The organism is Paenibacillus sp. VTT E-133280, assembly GCF_002264385.1.
GTDB lineage: Bacteria > Bacillota > Bacilli > Paenibacillales > Paenibacillaceae > Paenibacillus_AQ > Paenibacillus_AQ nitricinens.
The window spans coordinates 73,826-86,516 of the sequence record NZ_NFUX01000018.1; the positions used below are offsets into that span (position 1 = coordinate 73,826).

Sequence of the window (12,691 nt, forward strand, 5' to 3'; positions counted from 1 at the left end):
TCTATAATATGAATATAATAACATCACTATTATAAAGGAGATTTACTCATGCGAGCAAAATTTGTTTACCAGCCTCCTGCAAACGGTTATCCAGAATGGAATAATAATCCGGAGATCTTCGAATTAAATCGCTTGGATGCACATGCTTCCATGATCCCATATAGCAATCTAACGCAAGCCCTGGTGGGAGATAAAGAAGCCTCGCCATACTACAAAACGCTTAATGGTATTTGGAAGTTCTCTTTTTCTGAAACACCGGATCTACGAGTCGTGGATTTCTATAAAGCTCATTTCGATTGCAGCAATTGGGTTACGATTCCTGTACCTTCTCACTGGCAGTTCCATGGCTATGATTACCCGCAATATACGAATGTGCGCTATCCTTGGGCGGAATCCGAACCTGATCTCAAGCCACCTTTTGCTCCGACAAAATATAATCCCGTGGGCTCGTACATCAGAACCTTTACTGTACCAGAATCTTGGAACGGTCAGCCTGTATACCTTAGCTTTCAGGGGGTTGAATCCGCTTTCTATGTGTGGGTAAACGGAGAACGGGTCGGATACTGTGAAGACACCTTTACACCTTCGGAGTTCGATATTACCCCTTATCTAGTTACTGGTGATAATAAACTAGCTGTCGAGGTCTATCGCTGGTGTGATGCCAGTTGGCTGGAGGATCAAGATTTTTGGCGGCTTAGCGGTATTTTTCGGGAGGTCTATCTGTACACGGCCCCTTCTGTCCATGTTGCTGATTTTTTCGTTAAAACCGAGCTGGATGAGGATTTCGTTCATGCGGATTTAAACGTAGACATCAAAATGGAGAAATACTTTGATCAGAAGCTAAGCCCTTATACACTCCAAATGCAGCTATACAATAAAGAGGATCAGCCTGTATGGGAGGCACCAGTATCTACAGTTACTTCCATGGATCAAGAGGGCGTTCATCATTTCAAGCTTTCTGAGCATGTAAAAGATCCTTATAAGTGGAGTGCTGAGACACCGTATCTGTATACATTGGTTCTCTCCATTATTGACGATAAAGGAAACACTATTGAAACGGTCAGCTGTAAGGTCGGATTCCGCACCTTTGAGATCAAAGACGGACTTATGAAGATCAACGGCAAAAGAATTGTACTTAAAGGCGTTAACCGGCACGAGTTCTCTTGTGACACAGGACGTGCGCTATCCAAAGACGACATGATCCGAGATATCCAACTGATGAAAACACATAATATTAACGCGGTTCGGACCTCTCACTACCCGAATCAGTCTATTTGGTATGAGCTTTGTGATGAATACGGACTTTACGTTATCGATGAAACCAATCTGGAGACGCACGGCACTTGGCAGTACGGGCAACAAGGAATACATGAGGGAAATGTACCTGCCAGCAAACCGGAATGGCGGGCCAATGTGATTGACCGTTGCGACTCCATGATGCAAAGAGATAAGAACCATCCTTCGGTTATCATCTGGTCACTGGGGAATGAGTCCTACGGTGGTGATAATTTTATCGCCATGCATGACTATCTCAGAGAAGCGGACCCAACACGGCCTGTTCATTATGAAGGGATCTTCCATTGCAGAGAGTCGGAAGCAGCTAGTGATATAGAGTCGACTATGTATGCTAAACCGCACGATGTTGAAAAATATGCGTTGAGTCATCCTCAGAAGCCTTATATCATCTGCGAATACAGTCATGCTATGGGCAATTCCTGCGGTGGGCTACACCTATACACGGACTTGTTTGACAAGTACGATATTTTTCAAGGTGCATTTATTTGGGATTGGGTGGATCAGGCTATCCGAACCAAAACATCCGAAGGTGTCCCCTATTTAGCATATGGCGGTGACTTTGGTGAGTCGCCACATGATGGAAACTTTAGCGGAAACGGATTACTTTTTGCCGATCGTTCGGTTACTCCAAAGCTATTTGAGGTCAAAAAATGCTATCAAAATATTAAAGTAACTGCTTTAAATATCCGTGAAGGTCTCTTTCAGATTCATAATAACTTTTTATTTACCGACATTAAACAGTACGAACTTAAATGGGAAGTTACTTTAGACGGAGTAGCTGCGCAAGAGGGTTTGCTGCAAATCTCTGCTGTACCAGGAGAAATCGTTGAATGCACCATCCCTTATGAACTGATTTCACATAAAGGCGATCACGAAGCTATTCTAAATCTCTCCTTCATTCAGCGTTCAGAAACTTCTTGGTCTGATGCTGACCACGAAATCGCTTGGGAACAGTTTATTCTGTCCCCGCGTATCGTGACAAAGGCTCCAAAAACAACGGATGGAACGTTACATGTGCAGGAACATGAAGATGCATTGAGCGTACAGGGTGAGAATTTCACTCTAAGCTTTAATAAAGCAACTGGTGAGCTAAACTCATACCATGCTGCCGGTAAAGAACATCTGCTTGAGCCCGTAAGACCTAACTTCTGGAGAGCAGTCACGGATAATGATCTTGGCAATGGATTGCCAAAGCGCTGTGCAGTGTGGAAGCAGGCTTCTAATGAGCGGAATCTGTTGAGCATGGTTTATAGAACCGAAGGAAATCTCTGTTTCGTTTCCACCACTTACCTTTTGCCAACGAATCCGTATTCCACCCTTCTGGTTCAGTATGAGATTCGCCCTGACGGATCTATAGAGTTCCTGCAAGAACTGAATCCGGGTAGCAGTGATCTGCCAGAAATTCCTGAGTTCGGAATGATGTTCGTGCTTGCTGGAAGACTCGATACCCTGTCATGGTACGGCCGTGGACCCCATGAGAATTATTGGGATAGACAGACTGGAGCACCACTGGGCCGTTATTCTGGCAAAGTCAGTGACCAGTTCGTCCCTTACCTCAGACCGCAGGAGTGTGGCAATAAGACTGATGTGAGATTTGCTTCAATAACGGAAGCCAACGATGGATCAGGACTTTATTTTGATAGTGCCATCCCTTTGGAGATTAATGCCCTGCCTTGGATGCCTGACGAGCTGGAAGCAAGTGATCATGTGTATAAATTGCCTGTCTCGAACAAAAGCGTGCTGAGAGTGAACTACAAGCAAATGGGTGTTGGCGGTGACGACAGTTGGGGCGCACGGACACATGAAGAGTTTACTCTACCAGCTAATCGCCCATATGCATTCCGTTTCACCCTCTCTCTTCTTTAATCTCATCTATTAAAAAAGGCCGTCTCTGGTTGGTTTCTACCAAACAAGACGGCCTTGTTCTATTTATTTCAATCCCACGACAGAGTTTTGCGTGCTCCTCAATACCTCCTTAGCCTTATCAATCTTTTCTCTGGCTACCAACTCCATTAACAATAGATTGTACAAATCAAATCGCCATAATGTGTTTTGTCCATTGAGTAAAAGGAGACTTTAAATTATGATAGTTTTCGTCGAGAATGATTATCATTATTGGTGATCGTTACATATTTTAGGGAGGCAATATTATATGAACAAGGTAAGACAACCCTTCGCCGTGTTATGTGTACTCTTTCTGATGACCACATTACTACTCGCGTGCGGAAACTCAGAGGAACAACCAGCCAAGAACACTGCGTCTAACGCAGCCGGAAATAATACTTCTGCTACCCCTGCACCTTCTCCAGAAACATCCGATAATGGCACTAATGCAGCTGCGGCGACTACTCGCACCTACACGGACTACATAGGCCATACTGTAGAAATTCCTGTTAACCCTAAGCGCGTAATTTATTCAGGAGAAACTTATGGCGATTTGCTCGCACTTGGTGTGCAAGCGGTAGGCTATCCACTATCTATGGGTGAGGGACAGGTTTTTGAAGATCAGCTTCAAGGTGTCGAAGATGTAGGGTTCCCTATCAATCTGGAAAAGACCCTGGAACTTCAGCCTGATTTGATTATCTATGCAGGAACAGATGAAGCTGATTTCGAGCAGCTGTCCAAAATTGCACCAACAATAATCTTTGATACCTTTGCCCCGTTAAAAGAACGAATGCTGGATATTGGCGGAATTCTTGGGAGAACGACCGAAGCAGAGGCATGGCTCGCTAAGTATAAAACGAGTGAAGATGCCTTGTGGGAACAATTAAAGGCAGCAGGCATAAAAGAAGGAGAAACAGCTTCAGTCTTTACTTATTATCCTGGTGACAGACTATTTGTTATGGCGACGACCGGACTTTCGCAAGTCCTATATGGAGAGAATGGCTTCAAGCCAACCCCAGCGATTCAGAAGGTTCTCGATGAAGGTATGGGATTCCAGGAAGTATCCATGGAAGTGCTAAAAGAATATGCCGGAGATCGGATTTTCATCCTAACTCCTGTGGCCGATGAAGCCAAGCAATCCACTTCTACTCTATTAAAGAGTCCGATTTGGAAAGGTCTCCCTGCCGTCAAGAACGGATATGTCTATACACAAGATATTATGAAGACTTCAAGTGATGCAACAACAAGAGAATGGCTGCTCGGTGAACTCCCACAGCTTTTGAATATGAAATAATTTTCACCTTCATGAAGCATTTGGCACTTAGCTGATAGAAAACTGCAAGAAGCATGTCAACAGCTGTTGATATGCTTCTTTATTTTATATACAATGAATTAATTGATAATGATTCTCACCAAATGAACGGAGGCTTCCTCTTGCTGCAAACATTACCCGTCGCTGCACCGCTCCGCTCGTTGCTGTTTCAGCTGACTGATGCGGAACTACATATTCAACCGGCAGGCTCTTGCTCTAAGACTCTTACCACTCACTTTTATAGACTTCTAATCTTCACTGGCGGAAGTGGACAGCTGATCCTTAGCGGTCAAACCATAACACTGACTACAGATACGTGTTATCTCCTATCTCCTGGAACATCCTATAGCACGGACAATCCAGAGACGACTCTTTATTATTATCTCATCACTTTTACAGCAATTAATAACTCCGAGTATCCCGAATATTATTCAGATGAACTCCTTCCGGGTAGGCAGGAGCTAATTGTCCACCCGTTCACTAGGGTAATCCGCCTTGCGGAAGATCTGCTTATGAGCAAAAAAAATGCAGATGATGTGCAGTTTTTTAAGCGGCAATTGAAATTCCAAGAATTGCTGCTCTTACTTTTTGAGCATAATTATCCTTCCGAGCAGGTGCCAAGTCCCGCGGATTCCGTGGAAAAGACCATCCAATATATGCAAGAACACTATACGGAGAGTATCACCGTGAAGCAACTGGCTGAGCTCGCGGGTATTACGCTGTGGCAATATACTCCGATCTTTCAAAAGCTTACCGGCAAAAGACCGCTCGATTACCTGACCGAACTGCGTATTAACCATTCGAAGCGTTTCCTTCTGGAATCCGCTGAACCGCTGCGTGAGATTGCTCGACTGGTTGGCTTCTCCGATGAATATTATTTTAGTCGCCGGTTTCGTCAAAAGACTGGAATTACACCCGGACAATATGCGCATCAGCAAGGCCGGAAGCTTACTGTGAAAGACTGGACTGGCCATGAGGTGGATATTCCGGAGCGTCCAAGGCGCATTGTCTACCATGGTGAGACGCTTGGTGACCTTCTCGCATTAGGTATAAAACCTATTGGAGGAGATGAAGTCTTTGCATGGAACAGAGTCTATAAACATCGACTTAAGAAGCTCTCTAACGTTGGCTTTCCTCTGGATCCGAAGCTTGCCTCTTCATTAAATCCTGACCTAATTATTATAGCTAATTCAGATGATAAGGCTTATCGAGCAGTCGTCGACATCGCCCCGACACTTACCTTTGATTCATTTGCTCCACTTGAACACCGTATGCGGACACTTGGAAGCTGGTTGGGTAAGCAGCACGAAGCTGAAGCATGGCTGGATTCGTTCGCAGCAAAAAATGCTGCCATGTGGCAGCAGCTTTATATGAATACTCTTCGACCTGGAGAAACAGCTTCTGCATTGATTTATGACCATGGAAATCATCTATATGCAATGGGAATGTCAGGTTTGTCTACTGCTCTCTATGCCCCTAACGGTTTACAACCCACAGATGAGATCCAAGCGATTCTCGATGAAGAGTTAGGGTTTGCAGAGGTTGATCCAGCAAGGCTGCCTTCTTACGCCGGAGATTATATTTTTATGCTTATTCCAGAACGTCAAGACTCTCGAGTGGCTATGGAGAAACTACTAGACAGCTCACTTTGGAAAAATCTATCTGCAGTACGTAAGGGGCAAGCTTATCTACTTGACGGAAGCAAATGGAACTATGGAGATGCGCTAACCCGAGAGAAGCTACTTATGCTGTTGCCTAAGCTGCTTGGAGGAGGTTAATCAATCGGCTCTTTTAATAAAAATCCTGATCATGATGCCCAAAAGGCTCAAGTGGAATAGAAGTCCCACCATAAAGTATGCAAGTACACTAAAACCACTAGCCATTTCTACAACAAAAAATAACTTAGCAGGCCAATACGTAGGAATCCACGCACCGATAAATTGCCAGGGTGATGGAACAAAGTAAGCTAGGATTGGTCCTGCTATAAACAGACCACCGACCTTTGCTAAAGCTAATCCCTCTACCTTATTTGCAGCGAAAGAAGCTAGGAATAATGCAAAACAAGGGGCTTCAAATGCTAATAGTATAAGGATATATACATGCTCTAATTGGAAGCTAGATAAGCCGGAGACTATAAAAAATAGCGATGAAAGAAATGCACAGAGTAGAGATGGAAGAACTAGACGATACACCATGTACCCTCTGCGCATTAATGGTGTAACCGCGTAATAAGAGATGACATTCTCATCTCTTTCATCAAGCATTAAAAGACCTGTCATCATACCGGTTAGCATGGGAAAGGTCATGACTAAGAAAATCGCAGCAAAGCTGCTATATTGATATAAATCAAAAGCATAACCATTCGTAAGCCAATCGGCTATCATTGGAAATCCAAACCTTGAGACGACTAGAAGGGCTAATGGAGCAAAGATGCCGACCATAAGCACTGGGTCCACACCAGTATGCCGGATATCGCTTATAAAAAGCATACGATACTTTTTCATTTTCCTGCTCCTCCCTTACCTATGCGTATTATTACATGATTTTCGAAGGACATTTTTGCCCATACGTATATCACTACATTCCATAGGAGTAATATCGATATGGAGTACATGTAACTGCCAAGTGACATAGCTGAGGTTCCCGAACTCAACAAGCGAAGCGTTCCTTCCGTAGGAAGCCATAAGAAAAATTTGGAGTTCCACACCTTAAAATAACCAAGCAATGGAAGGATAAAAGGCAATGCGAATACTTGTGAGAGTAGAATGAAGCCATTAATTGTCTGGCAACGAGCCACAACACCAATCGACAATAGCGTCATGAAGCTTGAAGTTAAAATGATTCCAGTAGAAAAGCCAAACGGGGAATGCGGAATCCCGCTAGCTGCTACATGAATAACCCAAGCGGCAAACAGGGAGAGTACAGATAATGAGCCAGCTTTTGAAAGTAAATATTCCCTAACACGAATCGGAGTAACAAATAAAGCATCATGGATTCCCTGGTCTCTTTCCAGCAGCACAATCCCCCCTGCGAGAATAAGTCCCAAAGCACTCGGATCGCTAAAGGTCAATAACAACATCGTTTGTTCTCGATAATGATCAGGAATAAGATGCAGCAATACCAAATAAAACGCACAGATAATGACGTAGACCCAATAAAACCCATGCCGCCATTGAAACCGGATGTCAAAGGCAAACGCAGATCTGAATCTCATGTTAACTGCCTCCCAGTTACGTCAATAAATATTTGTTCCAAAGACGCCTCCAGCGAATGAATGGTTTCTATTGGATGCTCACGAACAAGCTTTAAGAAATATTCATTCTCCCCTATATCATCAAGTGAGAATTCCTCATTTCTAACTTCATTATGATGGCGATATTCCAGCCGCACTCGTTTTTTTCCATTAAGAAGCTTAAGCTCCCGAGGTGAATCAATCAACTTAATTTGACCGTCTACGATAAAGGCGACCCTGTCGCAGAGCTCCTCCGCGGCTTGCATATTATGTGTTGTAATAATTACAGTTGTCCCATTCGCCTTTTTTTCCAGGATTAAATCCTTCATTCGTTTCGCATTAACAGGGTCGAGCCCGGAAGTGGGTTCATCCAGAAATAGAATTTGTGGGTTATTTAAGAGTGCTCTGCAGAAATTCAGCCTCATCTTCATCCCCTTCGATAACTGGGAGACCTTCAAATTTGCAGCTTCAGTGAGATTTACTTGCTCCAGGAGAAACCTCGGTTCCACCGTTCTCCCTGAATACAGAGTCCTAAATAGCTGCAAATTTTCCAGCGCAGTAAACTTTGAATAGAAATTTGGAAACTCAAAAGCTACCCCTATCCCCTCAAAATACTCCGGTCCGGTATTTCTTATTTCCTTGCCCATTACGTTAACGCTGCCGAGATAATTTTTTAAGACTCCAATTAGTATTTTTTGTGTTGTGCTTTTACCCGCTCCCGAAGGACCGAGAAAACCAAACACTTCACCTTGAGGTATGGAAAAGTTAAGTCCACTAAGGGTTGGCTCTTTTATTTTTGGATAGGTAAAATGAAGCTCCTTTACTTCGATCATATCATTCTCCCCCAGTCTTATTATCTTTCAAAGAAGTCATCCCTTCAGCCAGAACCCCAATCAAAAGCTCTATTGTTGCCTGATAGCGTTCATCACCGATCTCTTCCTTATGCAAAGACAGGAGGACTACAGAGCGAATCATGCTTACGATTAATTCCGGGTCAATCCCAACCATGATACCTTCGGCTTGCCATGATTGAATGAAAGGAATAAAAAAGTCTTTATCCTCTGTAAAATTTTGTTCCAACAACTCATTAGGCAACTTTCTTAATAACTGCTCCATTTCGCTTCTTACGAACATCTGGCGGACGATCGGACTCTCTTCCATCATCCGGAAAGATTTCAGTAAAAATAATTGGATTTCTTCCTTGTTTACAGGCACGCCTACGCTAAATGAATTGAACATTGTACTACGAATTCGTTGTTCCTCTTCAAGCAATATGTGATAGAACAATTCCTCTTTCGACCCAAAGAACATGTAAAACGAACCTTGCGCAATCCCGGCGGCTTTTGTTAATTCTTCAACACTAGTTTTTTTAATGCCATGTATTTCAAAGCAGCGACGCCCTTCTGTCAACAATTTATGTTTTATCCATTCTTTTTCTTGTTCAGAGAATTTTTTAGGCATATAAGTTCACTCGCTTTTTATGGTTTTATGAATATTTTTATTTTATATTCACAAGATAAACCAACTAACCATATTTTGTCAATCCTTTTTTCTCTGTGAGGTACAATTAGTATTCTCCTGTGCAACACCACCACAATCCTCCCCAAAATTAGCTTGAAAAATCTATGCTATAATCATGCAGTAACACGAAATGGACTAATGGGTGGGATACACAAATGAAATTGGAACGTTTGATTTCTATGATCTACAAGCTGTTGAACCACGAAGTTTTATCTGCCTCCAAGCTGGCTGAAGAGTTTCAGGTTTCTCAGAGAACTATCTATAGGGATATCGATGTCATTTGTGCCGCAGGCATCCCGGTTGTATCGTATCAGGGAACTAAAGGCGGATATGGCATCATGGACGGATATAAAATGGATAAAAGCCTGCTCCGTTCTTATGATGTCACTTCTTTGATTACCGTGCTGAACAGTCTCTCCTCTGTGTTTGAAGACGCGCAGGCGCAAGGAACCATTGAGCGGCTGCAAACGATTGGAGCAGAACAACAGACTTCTAGTCTAGCGGTGAATTTTGAAACTCGCCGTATGGATCCCGATGCACTTTCTCTTTTACGTACGGCTATTACGGAACGAAATATCGTCCGTTTTGATTACATCAATGTAAAAAACGAACGCACAACCCGTGATATGGAACCCGTAAAGCTTCATTTTAAATATAGCAACTGGTACATATATGGTTATTGCCGGGAACGACAGGATTATCGAGAGTTCCGGCTATCCCGGATGATGAATTTGCTTCTGACACAGAATATCTTTCATTCCCAACATGAGGTTCCCATAGAGGCCGGTTGTTCAAATAGGGCCGATCAGGTTGAGGATGTCGTAATCCGGGTAGGACCTGAGGCTTTGGCAGAAGCGCTGGATCAATTTCACCAGATGGATAAGGAATTTCATACCGATGAGAGCATGACGATGCGAATTCCTGTGTATAAGCCACTGGAAGCCCGCTGGCTATGGTCAATTCTGCTGAGCTTCGGCAGCGGCGCTGAAGTCCTCGAGCCTCTTGCACTGCGGGGTATCTTAAAAAAGCAGCTGCTAAATACCCTAAATCTTTATGAAGAAGTATGACAGTCTGCTGTCATACTTCTTCTTTTATATTAACAACAGCTACAAAAAAATCTATCACAACTCAAAAGGAGATCATACAATGACCAATCATCCAGTAGAAATGTTTAATTATCACATTTGGGCGAACCAAACGATCCTGGGAAGAATCAAGGAACTCTCTCCCTCTGTGCTAAATCAAGAAGTGAATAGCTCTTTTCCTACTATCGCTCATGCCCTTAGCCATATCTATGCGGTTGATACGATGTGGTATCTGGTTTTAACAGGCACTGGTATGCCTGAGGCTTTTCAAAAAAGTATCCCGCTAAATATGAGCATTCTAGATTCGGTTGATGAATACGCTAATCTTTTTGCCCAGCTATCTGAACAATACAAAGAATGGTTACAAAACCAACCCGATTTAGAGCAGACTATTCTACTTGATAACCCATTTGCTGGAATCCGGCAAACACGCCTATCAGAAATTGTGCTGCATGCCGCCAATCACGGGACTTATCATAGAGGTAATATATCCACTATGTTACGTCAGTTAGGGCACGCTTCTACCATGAATGACTATTCCTTTTTTTGGTATCAGATGCCTGCGAAAGCTATTTAATCTATGATGGGCAATGCTTTCCCTAGCTAGAAAGGAAATTGGAATTTAATGATGGAGATAGAAAATCTAATCACAGTAAAATCGAGAGAAGATTTACGGGTTTGGCTGCAGCAGAATCATACGACTGAAAAGTTTTGTTGGGTACTCGTAAGTATGACGCCAAATTCAGAAACATTGCTGTATTTGGATGTGGTTGAGGAATGTTTGTGCTTTGGATGGATCGATGGAGTGAAAAAGAAAGTTTCTGAAACGCAGCTGGCACAGCGACTGTCTCCCAGAAGCAAACGAAGCTCTTGGACAGAATTAAATAAAGAACGTGTCCGCCGCCTCGATAAACTGGGGCTAATGAGTGACGAAGGAAGAAAGGTACTTCCGGATATGAATCTCGCTTCTTTTAAAGTCGATAGGGTTATAGAACAAAGGTTAAAAGAGGAGCAGCAGGTATATGAGAACCTCTTAACCTTTCCAGCTCTTTATACAAGAGTCCGGATCGACACGATACAAAGCTATACACATCAACCAGATTTATTTAAGCGTAAATTAGATAAATTTATAATAAACACTAAAGAAAATAAAATGTACGGTCAATGGCATGATCATGGACGGCTTCTAGATTATTAAGCTGCTGGATCATAAAATTGCTTTGTAACTCTTGCTGATTGATTAAGAAAGGTGAGAAACCCAGTCATTCTCATGACCTCGGGTTTCTCTTTTTTGTATTTAATTATGGAAAAATAGCATAATGAACGACTTCCAGCTTACTTGACCTCAGCGTTCAGCCTCTCAATCAACTCTAGCAATTGCAGCGGCTCACTAACTGTATACATCGGACGTTCAGACTCATCTGCCGTCTCATGGGGATAACGGGGCGTCCAGCTCTGAAAAATGCTGGTGATGCCTAGCGCATTGGCCCCCTTCATGTCACGGCTAAGATTGTTGCCAATCATAACGGTACAATCGTGAGCGAGACATTCTTCAGATTGTTCTCTCGTGCGCCTTTAATAACAATAGCTTCTTTCATCATGATTCCCCTCTCAATTAAAGCAATCACACATAGATATTTCTCTTATCCATAACGATTGCGAATGCTGTCATACTACTTCTTTTGCAAAAGTATGCTTATTTCGATAGAATGAATTTGTAAAATAACACATTTTAAAATAACTTCACAATCAAATATCTTGATTAACGAGATATAAAGATTTTAAAAGGGGCGTTATCCTTTGTCAAGCCATGAACAAGCTCAACCTACACCAGAGCAAGAACAATTCACCTTACTCATGCGTGGTCTGGGAACCCGAACGGTGGTATACCAGCAAAACGTAGCCGCCTCTCTTGGGTTATACAATAATGATTTTTTATCTGTGGATATCCTGCGTGAAAAAGGCCCCATTACCGCTGGAGAGCTGTCCAAACTAACTGGACTTGCCACTGGCAGCGTTACTGCATTAATAGATCGTCTCGAAAAAAACGGATACGTTCGCAGACAAAACGACCCTAATGATCGCCGTAAAGTAATTATTGTCCCGTTGTATGAAAATAAAGAAGATGTTATTGACACCTACCTGCCGCTTCATACTGCTATGGTTAAATTGGCTGCTTCCTATACCGATGAAGAACTTGCCCTCATTTCACAATTTTTAGGCAAAGCCAGCACCGTTTTAGACGAGCAAATTGATCATCTCAGTTCCGGAACACGCAGTAAGTCTTCTTCTTGACTCAAATGCTAAAAACAAGAACGTCCGCTTATTGCATGAAGTGCACCCCTTAGAATAGACATTGGA

Annotated in this window: 12 protein-coding genes; 7 read left to right on the forward strand and 5 right to left on the reverse strand. The window is 42.8% G+C overall.

Features of this window, described 5'->3' with window-relative positions; genetic code table 11:
- Positions 1-48: 48 nt before the first annotated feature.
- The 3 genes from CA600_RS10700 to CA600_RS10710 all read left to right on the forward strand — a co-directional run bounded on the left by CA600_RS10700 (position 49) and on the right by CA600_RS10710 (position 6,270).
- Positions 49-3,162: a glycoside hydrolase family 2 TIM barrel-domain containing protein gene (locus tag CA600_RS10700; RefSeq protein WP_094870173.1), complete on the forward strand. Its 3,114-nt coding sequence runs from the start codon at positions 49-51 to the stop codon at positions 3,160-3,162.
- Between the two features lie 286 nt (positions 3,163-3,448).
- Positions 3,449-4,474, forward strand: coding sequence for an ABC transporter substrate-binding protein (locus CA600_RS10705; protein WP_094870174.1), 1,026 nt, complete (start codon positions 3,449-3,451; stop codon positions 4,472-4,474).
- A gap of 140 nt (positions 4,475-4,614) precedes the next feature.
- Positions 4,615-6,270, forward strand: a complete 1,656-nt coding sequence (locus CA600_RS10710) for an AraC family transcriptional regulator (protein WP_179281587.1) — start codon at positions 4,615-4,617, stop codon at positions 6,268-6,270.
- Here the strand turns inward: CA600_RS10710 and CA600_RS10715 are convergent, their stop codons facing one another.
- From CA600_RS10715 to CA600_RS10730, 4 genes are read right to left on the reverse strand one after another with little or no spacing between them, the layout of a single operon-like run.
- A complete protein-coding gene (locus tag CA600_RS10715; RefSeq protein WP_094870175.1) occupies positions 6,271-6,996 on the reverse strand; it encodes a hypothetical protein in 726 nt (241 codons plus the stop codon).
- Positions 6,993-7,706, reverse strand: coding sequence for a fluoroquinolone export ABC transporter permease subunit (locus CA600_RS10720; RefSeq protein WP_094870176.1), 714 nt, complete (start codon positions 7,704-7,706; stop codon positions 6,993-6,995). The genes CA600_RS10715 and CA600_RS10720 overlap by 4 nt, the downstream gene beginning before the upstream one ends.
- Positions 7,703-8,557 carry an ABC transporter ATP-binding protein gene (locus CA600_RS10725; RefSeq protein ID WP_094870177.1) on the reverse strand — a complete coding sequence of 285 codons (855 nt, stop codon included), beginning with the start codon at positions 8,555-8,557 and terminating at the stop codon, positions 7,703-7,705. Before CA600_RS10725 ends, CA600_RS10720 begins: the two co-directional genes overlap by 4 nt.
- A gap of 1 nt (position 8,558) precedes the next feature.
- Positions 8,559-9,185: a TetR/AcrR family transcriptional regulator gene (locus tag CA600_RS10730; protein ID WP_094870178.1), complete on the reverse strand. Its 627-nt coding sequence runs from the start codon at positions 9,183-9,185 to the stop codon at positions 8,559-8,561.
- 215 nt (positions 9,186-9,400) lie between these two features.
- Between CA600_RS10730 and CA600_RS10735 the strand changes: the two genes are divergently transcribed.
- From CA600_RS10735 to CA600_RS10745, 3 genes are all read left to right on the forward strand, one after another.
- The gene (locus CA600_RS10735) at positions 9,401-10,312 is read left to right on the forward strand and encodes a helix-turn-helix transcriptional regulator (protein ID WP_094870179.1); all 912 of its coding nucleotides are present in this window, start codon (positions 9,401-9,403) and stop codon (positions 10,310-10,312) included.
- Between the two features lie 79 nt (positions 10,313-10,391).
- The gene (locus tag CA600_RS10740) at positions 10,392-10,907 is read left to right on the forward strand and encodes a DinB family protein (RefSeq protein WP_094870180.1); all 516 of its coding nucleotides are present in this window, start codon (positions 10,392-10,394) and stop codon (positions 10,905-10,907) included.
- 51 nt (positions 10,908-10,958) lie between these two features.
- Positions 10,959-11,528 (forward strand): YdeI/OmpD-associated family protein, encoded by a 570-nt coding sequence (locus CA600_RS10745; protein WP_094870187.1) that lies wholly within the window; start codon positions 10,959-10,961, stop codon positions 11,526-11,528.
- A 137-nt stretch (positions 11,529-11,665) separates the two neighbouring features.
- On the opposite strand, the gene CA600_RS10750 is transcribed toward CA600_RS10745, so the two are convergent.
- Positions 11,666-11,854 carry a hypothetical protein gene (locus tag CA600_RS10750; RefSeq protein WP_143812131.1) on the reverse strand — a complete coding sequence of 63 codons (189 nt, stop codon included), beginning with the start codon at positions 11,852-11,854 and terminating at the stop codon, positions 11,666-11,668.
- A 333-nt stretch (positions 11,855-12,187) separates the two neighbouring features.
- On the opposite strand from CA600_RS10750, the gene CA600_RS10755 reads away from it, so the two are divergent.
- Positions 12,188-12,625, forward strand: coding sequence for a MarR family transcriptional regulator (locus CA600_RS10755; RefSeq protein ID WP_256989808.1), 438 nt, complete (start codon positions 12,188-12,190; stop codon positions 12,623-12,625).
- The last annotated feature ends 66 nt before the right edge of the window (positions 12,626-12,691 follow it).

Bases quoted from the DNA above. Each gene is read 5' to 3' on its own strand.
- CA600_RS10735 (WP_094870179.1), top strand. From the start codon at position 9,401: ATGAAATTGGAACGTTTGATTTCTATGATCTACAAGCTGTTGAACCAC.
- CA600_RS10750 (WP_143812131.1), bottom strand. From the start codon at position 11,854: ATGATTGGCAACAATCTTAGCCGTGACATGAAGGGGGCCAATGCGCTA.
- CA600_RS10745 (WP_094870187.1), top strand. From the start codon at position 10,959: ATGGAGATAGAAAATCTAATCACAGTAAAATCGAGAGAAGATTTACGG.
- CA600_RS10720 (WP_094870176.1), bottom strand. From the start codon at position 7,706: ATGAGATTCAGATCTGCGTTTGCCTTTGACATCCGGTTTCAATGGCGG.
- CA600_RS10730 (WP_094870178.1), bottom strand. From the start codon at position 9,185: ATGCCTAAAAAATTCTCTGAACAAGAAAAAGAATGGATAAAACATAAA.
- CA600_RS10755 (WP_256989808.1), top strand. From the start codon at position 12,188: ATGCGTGGTCTGGGAACCCGAACGGTGGTATACCAGCAAAACGTAGCC.
- CA600_RS10705 (WP_094870174.1), top strand. From the start codon at position 3,449: ATGAACAAGGTAAGACAACCCTTCGCCGTGTTATGTGTACTCTTTCTG.
- CA600_RS10700 (WP_094870173.1), top strand. From the start codon at position 49: ATGCGAGCAAAATTTGTTTACCAGCCTCCTGCAAACGGTTATCCAGAA.
- CA600_RS10725 (WP_094870177.1), bottom strand. From the start codon at position 8,557: ATGATCGAAGTAAAGGAGCTTCATTTTACCTATCCAAAAATAAAAGAG.
- CA600_RS10715 (WP_094870175.1), bottom strand. From the start codon at position 6,996: ATGAAAAAGTATCGTATGCTTTTTATAAGCGATATCCGGCATACTGGT.
- CA600_RS10740 (WP_094870180.1), top strand. From the start codon at position 10,392: ATGACCAATCATCCAGTAGAAATGTTTAATTATCACATTTGGGCGAAC.